Below are 15296 nucleotides of genomic sequence, written 5' to 3' on the forward strand. Positions count from 1 at the left end.
ATCCATCAGAATGGTTTAATTTTGGATAAAACAATTTTATCAAAAAATTTTGATTTTTGCGAATCAGGGGGATTGCTGTTTCTGTTTGGCACTTATTGATTTTATTCATCTGTGGAATGAGTTTATCTTTGCACTTGTGTTAATTGCCAGTCCTGAGAATAGAACATTGCCGCTTGGATTGTAAGACTTTTACGGAGAGTTTTCGGTGAATGTCCCCGGTTTAATGTCGGCCTTAACGTTGGCGAGCCTGCCGATGATTATTGTCTACCTGTTCTCGCAAGAATATGTTGTCAAAGGGTTAACAGGTGGGGCACTGAAGGGGTAAGGGTTTTATGGTTTATTTTTACGTGAAAATACTATCATGAATGCTTGATTTGTATAAGCTCAACCGCAAACAAATTTGGAGTCAAAAACGATACTTGCCCATGTTTGGAATATATAAAAATTGGGACATGAAGAGAATGAAAAGGAGAGCGGGCAAAGGATGTGCTCTCCTTTTTTATAAAAATATTTCTTCTCATTTTCCGCGGTTTTAGCGGTTCTCCTAAAAAACCCTCCTTTTCCAGCATACTCTCTCTATAGATATTTTTTTAATTTGTTGTCATAGAATCAAAAAATTCGACATAATTAGAGTTTTTTTGTCTTATTGTTGTAGAAAAATGTCGAAAGTGATAAATTATTTTATAGATAATAAAATAATTGAAGCTTTGCTATTTTTATCCTTTCGTAAAGCTGTTAATTTGCGGCAGTGCTTATCAAATTGGCAAAAAGAATCAATATGCAAATAAACAAGACGGGAACGTTCATATTTTTTGTACAGGGAAAACAAAGCGGGGAAAAGCGGTTATCGTAAGCATTTTAAAATGTATAGAAACGTTTTGCCTATTTTCATGAAAAGGAGAGAAAGAAAAATGGAGGGAAAATCGAAAACGCTGGCAAATGTTTCCCAAATGTTAAATCTTCCAAAGGTTCGGCGGGGTTTGCTTTTTAAAATGATTGTTGCTGTTTTAGCCAGCTTAATCATTAGTTCTCCACTTTCAGCTTATTTACACTCTGTTATCCAACAATATATTGCCGGAAGCATCGGGATGTATGTGAACACAATCGTATCCCTTTTGATTACAACAGCCATGATTACATTATTTGTTCGATGGATCATTTTGCGGCCGTTGATAAAAGTTGAACAAGCGATCAAAATGGCTGCGGATGGAGATTTGACGGTATCGATCGATCACTATTCAAAAGATGAAATTGGGCGGTTATCCAGTTCTTTTAATCTTATGATCGTGGATCTTAGAAGTTTGATAGAAAAAACAGCTAATGCATCCGTAAAAGTGGCAGATTACGCCAAACAGTTGAATTCTGTCGCGGACGAAAATAGGCAAGCGATTGAAGAAATTACAACATCCATTCAAGAAGTTGCTTCTGGAGCGGAAAAACAATCGCAAGGTGCAGCCGAATTAGTCCGCTCGGCAAAAGACATAGCAAAACAAGCGGAACAGTCAACACTATCGATTCAGTCGGTGGCTAATACGACCAATTTGACTAACCAGAAAGCGAAAAATGGCAATAATATGGTTGTGAAAACGATGAATCAAATGAAAGATATTGAAAAATCAGTCGGCCAGACATCAGAAATTATTTGTTCGCTTGAAATAAAATCCGGAAAAATTGGGGAAATAGTAGAGATTATTACAAAAATTGCCGATCAAACCAATTTATTGGCGCTGAATGCTTCGATAGAGGCTGCAAGAGTTGGAGAACATGGGAAAGGGTTTGCAGTTGTAGCGGATGAAGTCCGGAAGTTAGCTGAACAATCAGCGGATGCAGCTGATAATATCCGAGAAATCATTCATGATATTCAAGTTGAAACAAGCAGAGCAGTTCATTCAATGGAACAAGGAAGAGCCATTGTGAAAGACGGTTTAAATATGATGGACGAAACGGGCGAAAGCTTTAAAGAAATTGCGCACGATATTGAAGAAGTAACCCGGCAAACTCAAGAAGTTTCCGCCATCATCGAACAAGTAAATCAAAGTTCATTACAAATGGTCAAAATGATTGAACATATGTCTGTGATCGCAGAACAAGCTTCCGCAAACATTCAAACGATAAGCGCCTCAGTGGAAGAACAAAATGCTTCCATGACAGAAATATCGTCTTCAGTCAAAGTGTTGAATAAAATGTCCCAAGATTTGCAAGGAGATTTGAGTCAATTTAAATTTACGGAGAATGTTAACCACAGGTAAAATTGCCGATAAAAAACAGAAGGTTTTTTTTGAAGACGAAACTTATGTGATATAAATCATAACATTCGAATACTTTGTGATTTAAAAAAAGATGTCGGCATGAAATGCTTTGGACGGGAGAGCTGCTTGAAAATAGAAGAGAGCTTTTTCTTTGAGGGGTTTTTGGGGGGTGTTATACATGGAAAAATTTTTTCATCAGTTCGTAGAGTGGATGAATGAAAATCGGTTATTAGTTTTGAAAGTGACGTTTGAGAAAAGCGGTCGAAAAACGATTTACGGAAGATTGCTTCAGTTTGATCAAAAAGAAAAAAATTTGCTCGTATATGTGGATGACACCAAAACAATTGAGTGTTTTATGTTTAATCAAATTGATGATATTGTTCCTGCCAAAACTTCGTATGTAACAAATACTTTATAAAAACGGGTGTTTTGCCGGTTTAACTATATATATTGGCGGAATTCGAGCTCCTCGGATATGTCTGCTTCCTCTTAGAAGGTGGAGATATATCGGGGATTTTTTTGTTCTTTTTGGAGGTAGAGAGCAGCGGACAAAAGGAAAACGGAAAAATATGCAGTCAGTGTCTGGCGGCTGCCGTAACTTGGAATTCACATGGAAGCTTTCTATTGTTGGAAGCAATTTTTTTGTTCAAGCGTATTTTTATATTATAATAATTATAACCTAATAACTATTTAAAAGAGGTGTTTTCCATGTCTATTTACCAATTTGCAGCAGAAAAAGCAAACGGTGAGAAAATTTCTTTAGCAGAGTTTCGGGGAAAAGTACTCTTAGTGGTGAACACCGCTAGCAAGTGTCGATTTACATACCAATTTGAAGAGTTGCAAAAGCTTTATGAATCGTATCGAGAGTTGGGATTTGAAATTCTTGGCTTTCCATGCAACCAGTTTGACCAACAAGAACCGGGAACGAGTAAAGATGCCGCTTCGTTTTGCCAATTAAATTATGGCGTAACGTTTCCGATGTTTTCTAAAATCCTTGTAAACGGTAAGGAAGCTCACCCTTTATTCGATTATTTGAAACAGGCGGCGCCGTTCCGCGGATTTGATGAATCGAATATGGCGGAGAAGCTGTTAAAAATAAAATTGGCCAACGAATACCCTGAATGGCTCGTTGGTGATGATATTAAATGGAATTTCACAAAATTTTTAATTGATGAAAACGGCCAAGTGGTGAATCGGTATGAACCTTGGGATGAACCGCCCGATTTTGAACAGGATATTCAAAAATTGCTAAAAAACTAACGTTCCGGCCGAGTCGCATTTTTGTTCGGCCGGTTTATTTTTGCCGCCAAAAAATCGGTTGAAAACTTTTTTCCGTTATGGATGCAGCGTGACAAATCCATTTGCTTTTTGCAAATTAAATGAAAACGAACAAGAGCCTTTCTGTATTTTTTTTAACGAGAAATAAAAATTTCATTGAAACTATGTGTAAAATATTTCTCGGGACTATTTTCTGAAAAAAAAAGAGAAGGCGCTCTATTATAAATGTACGCTTGCTCGGCGAATGGCCTTCTCATGGAGAAAAATATATCAAAAATATACGAACTAATAAAGAATACAAAAAATCTGATTGAACTAGAGGAACGGATTCAGCGGTTAATGTATGAAGTCTTTACTGAATTGTTGGGGGAGGTATTCACACAAATGGATCAAAATCGAATGGTTAGTTCTTTTCCTATATGGTATAATTAGGAATCATTAGTATCCCTATTCGAGGTGGCGGTATGAAGATTCGTTGCTCTGCTTGTGGCGAATGGTTCAAGGAACAAGATCTCGTGTATTTGGATCAGCTGAACGGTTTGAAACATAAGTATTGTTACAGCGGTCACATAGATTTTATTCAAGACGCCGGAACATATAAAGAAATGCTCGAAAAATACGATTTTTTCCAAGAAGATGTTGTCCAATAAAATCTTTTAAAACAGACGGTCGTTTGCGAAAAATGGGATCGAATAAAAATCCTATTAGAAAAAGGAGCGGCAATTCATGTGAAGAGAGGAAAATGAGAGCAATGATTGAACTAAAATATTTTGAGCGTGCAGATTTCAAACAATTGATGGACTGGATTGATTCGCCGAAGCTACTGCTCCAATGGGTAGGAAACCAATTTGATTATCCGCTGACTGAAAGCCAGCTGGAAAAGTATATTGAGAATGCCAACTATCCTGAAGCCGGTATTTTTGTATATAAAGCGATACGAAAAGAAACGGGAAAGGCAATCGGCCATATTTCTTTAGGGAAAATTGATCGGAAACATAAATCGGCAAGAATCGGTAAGGTACTGGTTGGAAAGAAAAACTTGAGAGGACAAGGGATAGGTCAGAGGATGGTGCAAGAAGTACTGAAAATCGCCTTTGATCAGCTCCATTTACACAGAGTCAGCCTCGGCGTTTTTGATTTTAATACAACGGCAATGGCTTGTTATGAAAAAGTTGGTTTTCAGAAAGAGGGTTTGGCCAGAGATTGCAGCAAATTCGGGGACAAGTATTGGAGCTTGTGGGAGATGAGCATTTTGGAAAATGAGTGGCTGGAAAGACAGCAATCTTGAAATAAAAGGCGGAAGCAAAATCGAGTTGTTTCGTCCACGTATCTTCTTTAGGATTGTTTTCATTGTTAAAAATAAAAGCTGGATCGCTTCTTTCTATTTTTTTAAAAACTTTGTTTATAAAATAGACAAACTAAGATGATTTGTGCTATAATCTTCATAGAATTTTTTGTTTGCTTTACAGATGGCTTTTTTTATCTTGTCATTTTGTACTATGATAATTTAATAATGTGAGGAGGATTTTGAATGGCGTATTTCGAAAACGTTTCCAAAATTCAATATGAAGGCCCGAAATCGAAAAATCCGTTGGCATTTAAATTTTATAATCCGAATGAAACCGTTGGCGGCAAAACAATGGAAGAATGGCTCCGGTTCGGTGTCGCTTACTGGCATACTTTTACGTTTGAAGGAACTGATCCGTTTGGGCACGGGAATATGGTGAGGCCGTGGAGCAAATTCAAAGGGATGGATTTGGCCAAAGCGCGTGTTGAAGCGGCATTTGAGTTTTTTGAAAAATTAAATGTGCCATTTTTTTGCTTCCACGATGTGGATATTGCGCCGGAAGGAAGTTCATTAAAAGAAACAAATGAAAACTTGGATGTCATTGTCTCCATGATTGAAGACTATATGAAAACAAGCAAAACGAAACTGCTTTGGAATACAGCAAACATGTTCTCCCATCCTCGGTTCGTTCATGGAGCGGCTACTTCTTGCAATGCCGATGTCTTTGCCTATGCCGCCGCCAAAGTGAAAAAAGGATTGGAAATTGCGAAACGATTAAATGCGGAAAATTACGTTTTCTGGGGCGGCCGTGAAGGTTATGAATCTTTGTTAAATACCGATATGGAATTAGAACTAGACAATTTAGCGAGATTTTTCCATATGGCTGTGGAGTATGCGAAAGAAATTGATTTTACAGGCCAGTTTTTAATCGAACCGAAACCGAAAGAACCGACAAAACACCAATATGATTTTGATGTCGCAACCGGTCTGTCGTTTTTGCAAAAATATGAATTGCAAGATTTCTTTAAATTTAACATTGAGGCCAACCATGCGACATTAGCCGGACATACGTTTGAACACGAACTGAGAGTTGCACGGATCAATGGCATGCTCGGCTCTGTTGATGCCAACCAAGGAGATATGCTGCTTGGCTGGGATACAGATGAATTTCCGACGGATTTATATTCTACCACACTGGCAATGTATGAAATTATTCAAAATGACGGCCTCGGAAAAGGCGGCTTAAACTTTGATGCAAAAGTTAGAAGGGGATCATTTGAACCGGAGGATTTATTCCATGCCCATATTTCCGGAATGGACAGTTTTGCAGTCGGTTTAAAGGTGGCGCATCAACTCATTGAAGACAAAGTGATTGATAGCTTTATTGAAAAACGCTATAGCAGCTTTTCAGAAGGAATTGGCCGCGACATTGTGGAAGGAAGGGCTGATTTCCATACACTTGAAAAACATGCGCTTTCCTTAACGGAAATTAAAAATGAATCTGGAAGAGTCGAACAATTGAGAGCATTGATCAACCAATATTTACTGACGACATTTGCAAATTAGCCAATGACTGAAAAAAAGAAAAAAGCTGGACTCGTCATCAAATGGGTTCAGCTCTTTTTCGATACAAAAAAGAGTTTTGAAAAAAAGGAAGATGATTTATGAAATATGTAATCGGAATTGATTTGGGCACAAGTTCTGTGAAAGTTTTGTTAGTGAACCAAAAAGGTGCGGTCGTTCGTGAAACGGCCAAATCATATCCGTTGATTCAAGAGAAGTCCGGTTATAGTGAGCAAGATCCGGAAGAATGGGTGGAAAAGACAACATCGGCATTGTCAGAATTGGTTGCGTCATTTGACGGAGATCCAGCCGATATTGAAGGGATCAGTTTTTCCGGGCAAATGCACGGGCTTGTGATTTTAGACAAAAATAAACAACTGCTCAGGAAGGCCATTTTATGGAATGATACGAGAACAACGGAACAGTGCCGGCAAATCTACGAGATAGTCGGTAAAGAAAAGCTGCTTAACATAACCAAAAACGCAGCGCTTGAAGGTTTTACATTGCCAAAGCTTTTATGGGTTCAAAAGCATGAACCGAATATTTTTGAAAAAATCGATGTATTTCTGCTGCCAAAAGATTATTTGCGGTTCCGCCTGACAGGCCAGATCCATATGGATTATTCCGATGCAGCGGGCACGTTGTTGTTAGATATTTCTAATAAAAAATGGAGCACCGAAATTTGCGATCTTCTCCAAATTGATCCAGCCATTTGTCCTCCTTTAGTGGAATCAAGCGATTTTGTGGGGACGATCACAAAAGAGTTTGCTGAAAAAACCGGCTTAAAAGAAACGACAAAAGTTTTTGCCGGCGGAGCCGATAACGCATGCGGCGCAATTGGGGCAGGCATTTTGTCGAACGGGAAAACACTTTGCAGCATTGGCACATCCGGAGTTGTTCTTTCGTATGAGGAAAGCGGCGAAAAGGATTTTCGAGGGAAAGTGCATTATTTTAATCATGGAAAAGAGAATGCCTATTATACGATGGGAGTTACTTTAGCGGCAGGTTTTAGTTTAAGTTGGTTTAAAGAGGCTTTTGCCCAAAAAGAAAGCTATGACGATTTTTTGAGCGGAATTGAGGGGATCCCAGCTGGATGTGACGGGCTGCTGTTTACACCTTATCTTGTCGGCGAGCGGACGCCGCATCCTGATGCCGACATTCGCGGCAGTTTTATAGGAATTGATTCTTCACATACAAGAAAGCATTTTGTCCGCGCCGTTTTAGAAGGGATTACGTTTTCCCAAAATGAATCGATTGACATTTTCCGCCGGAACGGAAAAACGATCGATACCGTTGTGTCCATTGGCGGTGGGGCAAAAAATGAAACATGGCTGCAAATGCAAGCCGATATCTATAATGCCAAAATTGTGAAGTTGGCAAGTGAACAAGGTCCCGGCATGGGAGCCGCGATGCTGGCTGCTTATGGATGCGGCTGGTTTAGCAGCCTTGATGAATGTGCGGACGAATTTTTAGAAGAAGTAAAAGTTTACGAACCGAATCAGGAAAATGTAGAAACATATCATCAATTGTTTGCTGTTTATCAAGAAATATATGGACAAACAAAAGAATTGAACGCCAAATTAAAAAGTTTTCGAAAATAATTTTCGGTCAACAACAACTCCTCCTTTCTCGAGTATGTTTTGGGTTCAATCAGAGAAATACCCCTTCTTTTTTCTAGCGGTCCAACAACATGCTTTACACAAAATTTTATGCATCATCACGGTTTGCCGTAAAAAAATGTTTGAGGTGAAGAAAATGCCAAAAATTAAAAATCCGATTTTAACCGGTTTTCATCCAGACCCGAGTATTTGCCGCGTAGGGGAAGATTATTATATTGCCGTTTCAACTTTTGAATGGTTTCCGGGAGTGAGAATTTTCCATTCGAAAGATTTGAAGAATTGGCGTCTGGCCAGCAGACCGTTAAACCGCTTGAGTCAGCTGAATATGCTGGGAAATCCGGATTCAGGCGGAATTTGGGCGCCGCATTTATCGTATGCTGATGGGAAGTTCTGGCTGATTTATACAGATGTAAAAGTGACGGAAGGCCGATGGAAAGATTGCCATAATTATCTTGTTACTTGTGAAACGATTGATGGCGAGTGGTCTGATCCTATTTATTTAAATAGTTCCGGCTTCGATCCATCATTGTTCCATGATGATGATGGAAAGAAATATTTAGTCAACATGTATTGGGATCATCGGGTCGGAAACCATAATTTTTACGGGATTGTACTTCAAGAATACAGTCCGGTTGAACAAAAGCTTGTAGGGAAAAAAGAAATCATTTATAAGGGAACAGATTTAAAACTGACAGAAGGGCCGCATTTATATAAATTCAACGGATACTATTATTTGTTGACGGCAGAAGGTGGAACCCGGTATGAACATGCGGCGATGATTGCACGCTCCAAACATCTTTGGGGGCCGTATGAAGGACATCCGGATAACCCTTTGATTACTTCGTGGCCGTACCCCCGCAATCCATTGCAAAAAGCAGGGCATGCTTCCATTGTTCAAACACATACAGACGAGTGGTTTCTCGTTCATTTAACAGGTCGGCCGCTGCCGAAAAACAACGAGCCGCTGCTTGAACATCGCGGTTATTGCCCTTTGGGTCGGGAAACGGCCATTCAAAGGTTGGAATGGAAAAATGATTGGCCGTATGTTGTAGGCGGGAACCAGCCTTCCGTTGAGATCGAGGGGCCAAATATGAAAGAAGTGAAATGGGAAAAAGAGTTTCCTGAAAAAGATGACTTTGATTCCGAAGCCCTTAATCCCCATTTTCAGACGCTGCGCATTCCGTTGGGAAAAGACATTTTATCTTTAACAGACAATCCCGGCCATTTGCGCCTTTATGGAAGAGAATCCCTAACGTCCAAATTTACTCAAGCATTTGTCGCAAGGCGCTGGCAGCATTTCAATTTTACAGCGGAAACGAAGCTTGCGTTCAGACCGGAAACTTTTCAGCAATCGGCCGGATTGGTGAATTATTATAATACGCAAAATTGGACATCTCTGCAAATATCATGGAATGAGGAAAAAGGAAGAATCTTGGAGCTAATGAGCTGTGATCATTTTACATTTGATCAGCCGTTAAGAGGCAATGAAATTGTCGTGCCGGATGATGTGGAATATGTTTATTTAAGAGTCGATGTAAAAACAACGATATACCATTATTCCTATTCATTTGATGGAGAAAACTGGACGCAAATACCAATTCCATTTTATTCTTATAAATTATCCGATGATTACATTCAAGGAGGCGGGTTTTTTACAGGCGCTTTCGTCGGGATGCAATGCCAAGACACATCCGGAGAAAGGAAACACGCTGATTTTGATTATTTTGTTTACAAGCCTGCGGGAGAAAACGATTAATCACACGTTTATCAAAAAGTATGTTGGAAGCGCGCATCATCTGCGGTTTATTTCTTGCAAAGGAAACGGGCTCTAGCTTTAGCGATCTCGTTTCTGTCGGCGATTATCTTCTTTTAAGAAAGGTTAGTGCAAAAGCAGTCTATGCCGGATAGTTTACTAGTATGGATGTCCAACCTTTTGATTGTTGAGAAACAGGGAGTATTCTCCGGTCTAGTATGTATGAAGGCTAATCGGAGGCTCCCTTTTTTTATTGTGTTTGTCCATTGCGGAATTTTGCCGGGCTGCTGTTTTGGGCAAAACAGTTTTTAAACTGAATAGGGAATGAAGCTTCTCTTTTGTTTATCCCATTGAAATATGGGTTAAACTGGAAGATGTAAAGGGGATGAATCTGGATAAATCGAGATATGTATGACGAAGGAGAATCTTATGGCTGCTAAAATGAACAATTCAAATCAATTTATTCCCTCTGTCTGCTTTGCGCGCAATATATGGTCTGGTATATTATTGGGCATTGGTTTTATCGCCTTTGTAGATGAAGCCGTTTTTCATCAAATTTTGCATTGGCACCATTTTTACGACAAATCGACAACGGATATCGGCCTCGTATCGGATGGCATATTTCATGCCTTCAGTTGGTTTGCAACCATTGGGTCATTGTTTATGTTTGCCGACCTCAGGCGGCGAAACGCATTGCACCTCGTCTTGTGGGGAGGAGGAGTGTTTCTTGGAGCAGGAGCCTTTCAACTATACGATGGGATTGTCCAGCACAAAATGATGCGGATACATCAAATTCGTTACAACGTCAATATTCTCCTTTATGACTTAATATGGAACATTGCAGCGGCCGTCATGATTTTCATTGGAATGATTTTCATCTTTCAGGCCAAACAGAGGATGACAAAAAATAGGGAGAAGCCAATCAAATGAATCACCACCACATCATTCACAATATCGAAGCGTTTATTCAGTTTTGTTGGGCGCTTTCGTTTGGATTGTTATGGCTTCTTTATCTGTTTGCTGCAATGTCTGCAAGAATCCGTCATAAAAAATGGCCTTTCTTCCGTATCGTCTTTTGGACTTTAGGGATGATCTCAGCCGTCTTGGCCATTACCGGGCCTCTTGCAAAGCAAGCCCATCTCGATTTCAAGGCGCACATGATCGTTCATTTGCTTCTCGGGATGCTAGCCCCGCTTTTTATGGTTCTTGCCGCCCCGATGACGCTTCTTTTCAGAACCCTCAATGTGAAAACAGCAAGAAAATTATCAGTTGTGTTAAGGAGCAAGTATGTTAGGATTGTTAGCCATCCGATTGCAGCATCTTTTCTCAATATCGGCGGGCTGTGGGTGCTTTATACAACCGATTTATATGCGGAAATGCATGCCAACATTTTTCTCCATTTGTTTGTGCACATTCACGTTTTCCTAGCAGGCTACGTTTTTACGGCCTCATTTCTTTCTATCGATCCGACACCTCATCGATTCGGCTTCATATTTCGGGCAATCGTCTTTGTGCTGGCCGCTGCCTGCCACAGCATATTGTCCAAATACATTTATGCACATCCGCCCAGCGGCGTAAGTGAAGAGCAGGCCCAACTTGGCGGAATGTTGATGTATTACGGAGGAGATGCCGTTGATATCGTGATGATCATTATTCTTTGTTATCAGTGGTATAAAGCTTCCTGGCCGAGGTCATTGTCCGTTCTTCCGAAAATTCATTAGTTGGCTCGTTTTGTTTTCAAAAATTTTGCTTATCGGATTTCATGGAAAATGAAAATAAGAAGAAGTAATGATCATATCCCTCTTGTGCAGGAGGTGTAAAAAAGGACACACTGCTATTTGTCAATGTAGGGTCAAGTGCAAACATTGGCCTCTTTCTTTTATTTGGAAGGATCGTTTGTTGTATTGTGTTTGCAACTGTTTACCGGCTTGACGGTCACCTGCTGAACTTCTCTTGATGATGCTGCTCTTTTTAATGCAATGGTTCTCAATATTGTGGGAGTGATCGGCGAATATATTGGCAAAATTTAGATTAAAGCAAAAAATCGACCGTTATATATTCTGAAGGATAGCCTAAGGGTGAAACGGCAGAGTGAAAAGGTATCGAATTATGCGGAAAATGAAAGAAAATATGGTGATCGCCTTAAGGTTTTGTACTGTTGGAGCAAGTAATACCCTTGTCGATTTCGGGGTGTTTTTTCTTCTTATTACTATAGGGATCCAATATCTTTTAGCGCAAATTTGTTCCTATGCTGCGGGTATGGCAAACAGCTATGTATGGAACAGAGTTTGGACGTTTCAAGTAAAACAACAAGCTGATCTCAAAGAGATGTTTCGATTTATCGTTTTAAACGCTGCAGCGTCTGTCTTCACTTTTCTTCTCCTATATTTCCTTCAGGAAAGCAGGGGATTGTCTCTCTTTTCCAGTAAAGTGGCGGCTACTATTGGCGGTATGGCCATTACCTTTATCGGAAGCCGCCTCTGGGTATTTAAGGATGAAGTCAATAAAGAAGTGGGCTAAAATGAAATCAGCAGTGGTGAGACAAGATTCTTGCCGGCAGCGAAAGCCCGGCCCAAAGAATATGGCTCGTTGCTAATGAGCCAGTAATTCAAAATTTTGGAGAAAGATTCAGCTTGCATAAAAAGCTTCATCATTGGCAAACGCCTATTGAATATCTGGAGTTGGAATGTTTTGAAATGGGAAAGTTTAATATTTTCCATTACTCTGACCATTGTCAACAGGATCATCTCGGCCAGAATGAGCGATTGAGAGAAGGCTATCCATGTTGTGTGAACGGGTTTATTGGCGGAGAACCATTGCCATCAGGGGTTATGGCATCAGAAAAATTTAGATTTATGACGCAATTCAAAGAAAGGATGAATGTTCATGAATATTACGAAAATTGTCGATTTATCAATGCCAATTGGCGTTGACACACCCGTTTACCCGGGAGATCCAACGATCAACATTGAGCAAGCGGCTTCTTTTGAAAAAGACGGTTTTTGCGTCAGCCGGATAAAATTCGGTTCCCACTCCGGAACACATGTTGATGCTCCGTTTCATATAAATGCATTCGGAAAAACGATAGATGAAATGGATCTTTCATATTTTGTGGGAACAGGGGTGTTAATTGATGTTACAGGAAAAAAACCGGAGGAAAGAATTACCCTCAAGGATGTTGAACCATATTTGCATAAGCTAAAACAGCGGACGATTGCCTTGTTTTATACAGGCTGGTCGAAGTATTACGGCGATCCGCTGTATTTCCGGCATCCGTATTTAGATGCTGAGATGGTTCAAGCTTTGCTTGATCAAGGTGTACGAACATTTTTTATTGATGCTTTAAACATTGATCCGCCAACTGGCGAACATTTGCAAGCACATCAATGCATTACAAAGGAAAATGGCATCATCGGTGAAAACTTTATCAACTTTGATCAAATTACGTTTGAAGACCCGTTCATCGTTGCCTTGCCCCTGAAAATGCCGGGATTGGACGGATCGCCTGTCCGAGCGGTAGCGATGAAAACGGAATAGCCATAGTATTGGACGAATCCGAATCGCAAAATGAGGCAGTGTGAATGGCGCTGTCAGCTGTTCGAGTGTGGAAATCATTTCGGCAATAACTTCGTCTAGGTCATGAAAGTGTCTGTCATCGGGAATGGATGAATTTGATCCTGTAGTTTGCCTTTGTGCAGAACAATAGAAGATTAGGAAAATAAAGGATCGATGCAAAAGAATATTTATTCCCGTTTCCCAAGGCTTTAGGGTTTTCAAAAAGAGAAGATTTAGATATGGAAGATCAAGTTGCGGTCAGCCATGGCTTCAGTCTTTTTACGAACAGAAATGTTATTATTTTCTGATAGGCAATATTCTGAAGTAATACCTGTTTATTTTAGTTGATAGAATGGATAAGAATTCCAGCTTGAAAGTGTAAACAAATGATATTGCTTCCCAAATGTCTTAGGGCAGTCAAGGGTTTTTTTGTTTTCACAAGCTTACAATGTTTTTTAAATTTGTACAGTGTCCCGTGTAAAATTCTCTACTCGACTTCAAAGGATTCTGTCCGAAATCTTTCATCAGCCTGTCGCTGCCTGTTTCCCAGCGATTTCAGGAAACAGGCAGAACAGGTGTTTTTTTTTATGTCAGTTCGGCGATCCGTGGCTTTCAAAAATTTAAACGTTTGCCTCTATTTTTTCATCCAACTCTCTGTTGCCTTTATCTTTTACAGCCCAAATGGCAATTGAACTGATGAGAGCTGCTAAAATAATATAATTGGCAACGGGAATATAAGAATTATTAAATTTTGCCAATAAAGCGGTTGCAATTAATGGAGCAGTTCCCCCGGCTACGGCAGCACCAAGTTGATAACCTAATGATATGCCGGTATACCGAACTTTGGCAGAAAAAATTTCCGACATCATTGTACCGAGAACAGCATTTACAGATCCCCAAATAATACCAAGGCCAATGACGGTTGCCAAAATTAATAAAAACACAGAATTTTGCTGCAGCATCCAAAAATACGGGTATGCATATAGAATGGTCAACATAATGCCGCCTATATAAATTGTTTTTCTTCCGATGCGGTCTGAAAGGCTTCCGACTATTGGAATAATGATGGTTGCGACAATGGATCCGATGAGTACGGCCGTTAATGCATCCGTATTGTCAAAATTCAGAATAGTCGTTGCATAGGAAACAATGAAAGTTCCGAAAATGTAAAATGGTCCGGTTTCCACGACTTTGGACCCCATTGCAATCAAAACCTCTTTCCAATGGTAGCGAAGAGTATCCACTAATGGAATTTTGGAAACTTCCCCCTTCTGTTGAGCTTTTTTGAACGCTGGTGTTTCGTCAATTCCTTTGCGGATCCATAATCCGAAAATAACGAGCAATGCGCTTAATAGAAACGGAATTCGCCAACCCCATGACATAAACTGTTCGTCAGGCATAAGCGACAGAACGGAAAGAGCAAGCGTTCCTAAAATTAATCCTAAAGAAATCCCCATTTGCGGTATACTTCCAAATAAACCTCGATTGTTTTTTGAAGCATATTCAACTGCTAGTAAAACAGAACCTCCCCATTCGCCTCCAAGGGCCAACCCTTGTATAAACCGCAAGCAAGTCATGTTGAAATTCCCATTAAACTAAGAGTTAAGACCAATGTTTTTTTTCTGCCCAAGCGGTCGCCGATATGGCTGAAAATGATGCCGCCGACAGGCCTGAGGAAAAACGCCAAAGCAAAAGAAGTGTAAGCAATTAATAGACCAACTGTAGGATTGTCGCTAACAAAAAATAATTGATTAAAAACCAATGAAGCTACTGTCCCATATAAAAAATAATCAAACCATTCAATGGCACTTCCTACTAAACTTGCAATTAATATTCTCCATTTCCCTTTGTCCATAAATTTCTCCCTTTCTTTTAAAGTAATATTTCAAAAAAGTTTATTTAAAACGCTTTCATATTTTTGTAAAGATTTTGTTTTATCGTTCTATCTCCCCCTTTTGAAAAGTATGCACAATCATAACTGGTTAACAGGT

13 protein-coding genes and 1 pseudogene are annotated in these 15296 nt (G+C 39.7%); 13 read left to right on the top strand and 1 reads right to left on the bottom strand.

The annotated features are described in order from the left end of the window. Nucleotides 1-911: 911 nt before the first annotated feature. The 13 genes from AC0KTX_RS05735 (at nucleotide 912) to AC0KTX_RS05795 (ending at nucleotide 13287) form a co-directional block, all read left to right on the top strand. Entirely contained in the window at nucleotides 912-2249 is a 1338-nt protein-coding gene (locus AC0KTX_RS05735) for a methyl-accepting chemotaxis protein (protein WP_474251280.1), read from the top strand. A 178-nt stretch (nucleotides 2250-2427) separates the two neighbouring features. Then, nucleotides 2428-2667 (top strand): hypothetical protein, encoded by a 240-nt coding sequence (locus AC0KTX_RS05740; protein ID WP_474251281.1) that lies wholly within the window; start codon nucleotides 2428-2430, stop codon nucleotides 2665-2667. 290 nt (nucleotides 2668-2957) lie between these two features. Beyond that, nucleotides 2958-3509 (top strand): glutathione peroxidase, encoded by a 552-nt coding sequence (locus tag AC0KTX_RS05745; RefSeq protein WP_474251282.1) that lies wholly within the window; start codon nucleotides 2958-2960, stop codon nucleotides 3507-3509. A 482-nt stretch (nucleotides 3510-3991) separates the two neighbouring features. Further along, nucleotides 3992-4177: a hypothetical protein gene (locus AC0KTX_RS05750; protein ID WP_474251283.1), complete on the top strand. Its 186-nt coding sequence runs from the start codon at nucleotides 3992-3994 to the stop codon at nucleotides 4175-4177. A gap of 101 nt (nucleotides 4178-4278) precedes the next feature. Beyond that, nucleotides 4279-4815, top strand: a complete 537-nt coding sequence (locus tag AC0KTX_RS05755) for a GNAT family N-acetyltransferase (RefSeq protein WP_474251284.1) — start codon at nucleotides 4279-4281, stop codon at nucleotides 4813-4815. A 243-nt stretch (nucleotides 4816-5058) separates the two neighbouring features. Then, nucleotides 5059-6381 carry a xylose isomerase gene (gene xylA / locus AC0KTX_RS05760; protein ID WP_474251285.1) on the top strand — a complete coding sequence of 441 codons (1323 nt, stop codon included), beginning with the start codon at nucleotides 5059-5061 and terminating at the stop codon, nucleotides 6379-6381. A gap of 98 nt (nucleotides 6382-6479) precedes the next feature. Beyond that, on the top strand, nucleotides 6480-7979 hold the full coding sequence (gene xylB / locus AC0KTX_RS05765; protein WP_474251286.1) for a xylulokinase: 1500 nt from the start codon (nucleotides 6480-6482) through the stop codon (nucleotides 7977-7979). 154 nt (nucleotides 7980-8133) lie between these two features. Next, nucleotides 8134-9753, top strand: coding sequence for a glycoside hydrolase family 43 protein (locus tag AC0KTX_RS05770; protein ID WP_474251287.1), 1620 nt, complete (start codon nucleotides 8134-8136; stop codon nucleotides 9751-9753). 426 nt (nucleotides 9754-10179) lie between these two features. Next, nucleotides 10180-10680 (top strand): DUF2243 domain-containing protein, encoded by a 501-nt coding sequence (locus AC0KTX_RS05775; RefSeq protein ID WP_474251288.1) that lies wholly within the window; start codon nucleotides 10180-10182, stop codon nucleotides 10678-10680. Then, nucleotides 10677-11471, top strand: a complete 795-nt coding sequence (locus AC0KTX_RS05780) for a cytochrome c oxidase assembly protein (protein WP_474251289.1) — start codon at nucleotides 10677-10679, stop codon at nucleotides 11469-11471. Before AC0KTX_RS05775 ends, AC0KTX_RS05780 begins: the two co-directional genes overlap by 4 nt. Nucleotides 11472-11859: 388 nt before the next feature. Continuing rightward, nucleotides 11860-12270 carry a GtrA family protein gene (locus AC0KTX_RS05785; protein ID WP_474251339.1) on the top strand — a complete coding sequence of 137 codons (411 nt, stop codon included), beginning with the start codon at nucleotides 11860-11862 and terminating at the stop codon, nucleotides 12268-12270. Nucleotides 12271-12383: 113 nt separating this feature from the next. Beyond that, the gene (locus AC0KTX_RS05790; RefSeq protein ID WP_474251290.1) at nucleotides 12384-12683 is read left to right on the top strand and encodes a hypothetical protein; all 300 of its coding nucleotides are present in this window, start codon (nucleotides 12384-12386) and stop codon (nucleotides 12681-12683) included. After that, on the top strand, nucleotides 12637-13287 hold the full coding sequence (locus tag AC0KTX_RS05795) for a cyclase family protein (RefSeq protein WP_474251291.1): 651 nt from the start codon (nucleotides 12637-12639) through the stop codon (nucleotides 13285-13287). The genes AC0KTX_RS05790 and AC0KTX_RS05795 overlap by 47 nt, the downstream gene beginning before the upstream one ends. A 638-nt stretch (nucleotides 13288-13925) precedes the next feature. Here AC0KTX_RS05795 and AC0KTX_RS05800 read toward each other — a convergent pair. Continuing rightward, nucleotides 13926-15160 (bottom strand): annotated as a pseudogene (locus AC0KTX_RS05800) (MFS transporter). Nucleotides 15161-15296: the final 136 nt, after the last annotated feature.

Source organism: Aeribacillus sp. JST-2 (assembly GCF_056032925.1).

What these genes read in the sequence shown, in the direction of transcription:
- AC0KTX_RS05735 (WP_474251280.1), top strand. Translation starts at nt 912, where the DNA reads ATGGAGGGAAAATCGAAAACGCTGGCAAATGTTTCCCAAATGTTAAAT.
- AC0KTX_RS05740 (WP_474251281.1), top strand. Translation starts at nt 2,428, where the DNA reads ATGGAAAAATTTTTTCATCAGTTCGTAGAGTGGATGAATGAAAATCGG.
- AC0KTX_RS05745 (WP_474251282.1), top strand. Translation starts at nt 2,958, where the DNA reads ATGTCTATTTACCAATTTGCAGCAGAAAAAGCAAACGGTGAGAAAATT.
- AC0KTX_RS05750 (WP_474251283.1), top strand. Translation starts at nt 3,992, where the DNA reads ATGAAGATTCGTTGCTCTGCTTGTGGCGAATGGTTCAAGGAACAAGAT.
- AC0KTX_RS05755 (WP_474251284.1), top strand. Translation starts at nt 4,279, where the DNA reads ATGATTGAACTAAAATATTTTGAGCGTGCAGATTTCAAACAATTGATG.
- xylA (WP_474251285.1), top strand. Translation starts at nt 5,059, where the DNA reads ATGGCGTATTTCGAAAACGTTTCCAAAATTCAATATGAAGGCCCGAAA.
- xylB (WP_474251286.1), top strand. Translation starts at nt 6,480, where the DNA reads ATGAAATATGTAATCGGAATTGATTTGGGCACAAGTTCTGTGAAAGTT.
- AC0KTX_RS05770 (WP_474251287.1), top strand. Translation starts at nt 8,134, where the DNA reads ATGCCAAAAATTAAAAATCCGATTTTAACCGGTTTTCATCCAGACCCG.
- AC0KTX_RS05775 (WP_474251288.1), top strand. Translation starts at nt 10,180, where the DNA reads ATGGCTGCTAAAATGAACAATTCAAATCAATTTATTCCCTCTGTCTGC.
- AC0KTX_RS05780 (WP_474251289.1), top strand. Translation starts at nt 10,677, where the DNA reads ATGAATCACCACCACATCATTCACAATATCGAAGCGTTTATTCAGTTT.
- AC0KTX_RS05785 (WP_474251339.1), top strand. Translation starts at nt 11,860, where the DNA reads ATGCGGAAAATGAAAGAAAATATGGTGATCGCCTTAAGGTTTTGTACT.
- AC0KTX_RS05795 (WP_474251291.1), top strand. Translation starts at nt 12,637, where the DNA reads ATGAATATTACGAAAATTGTCGATTTATCAATGCCAATTGGCGTTGAC.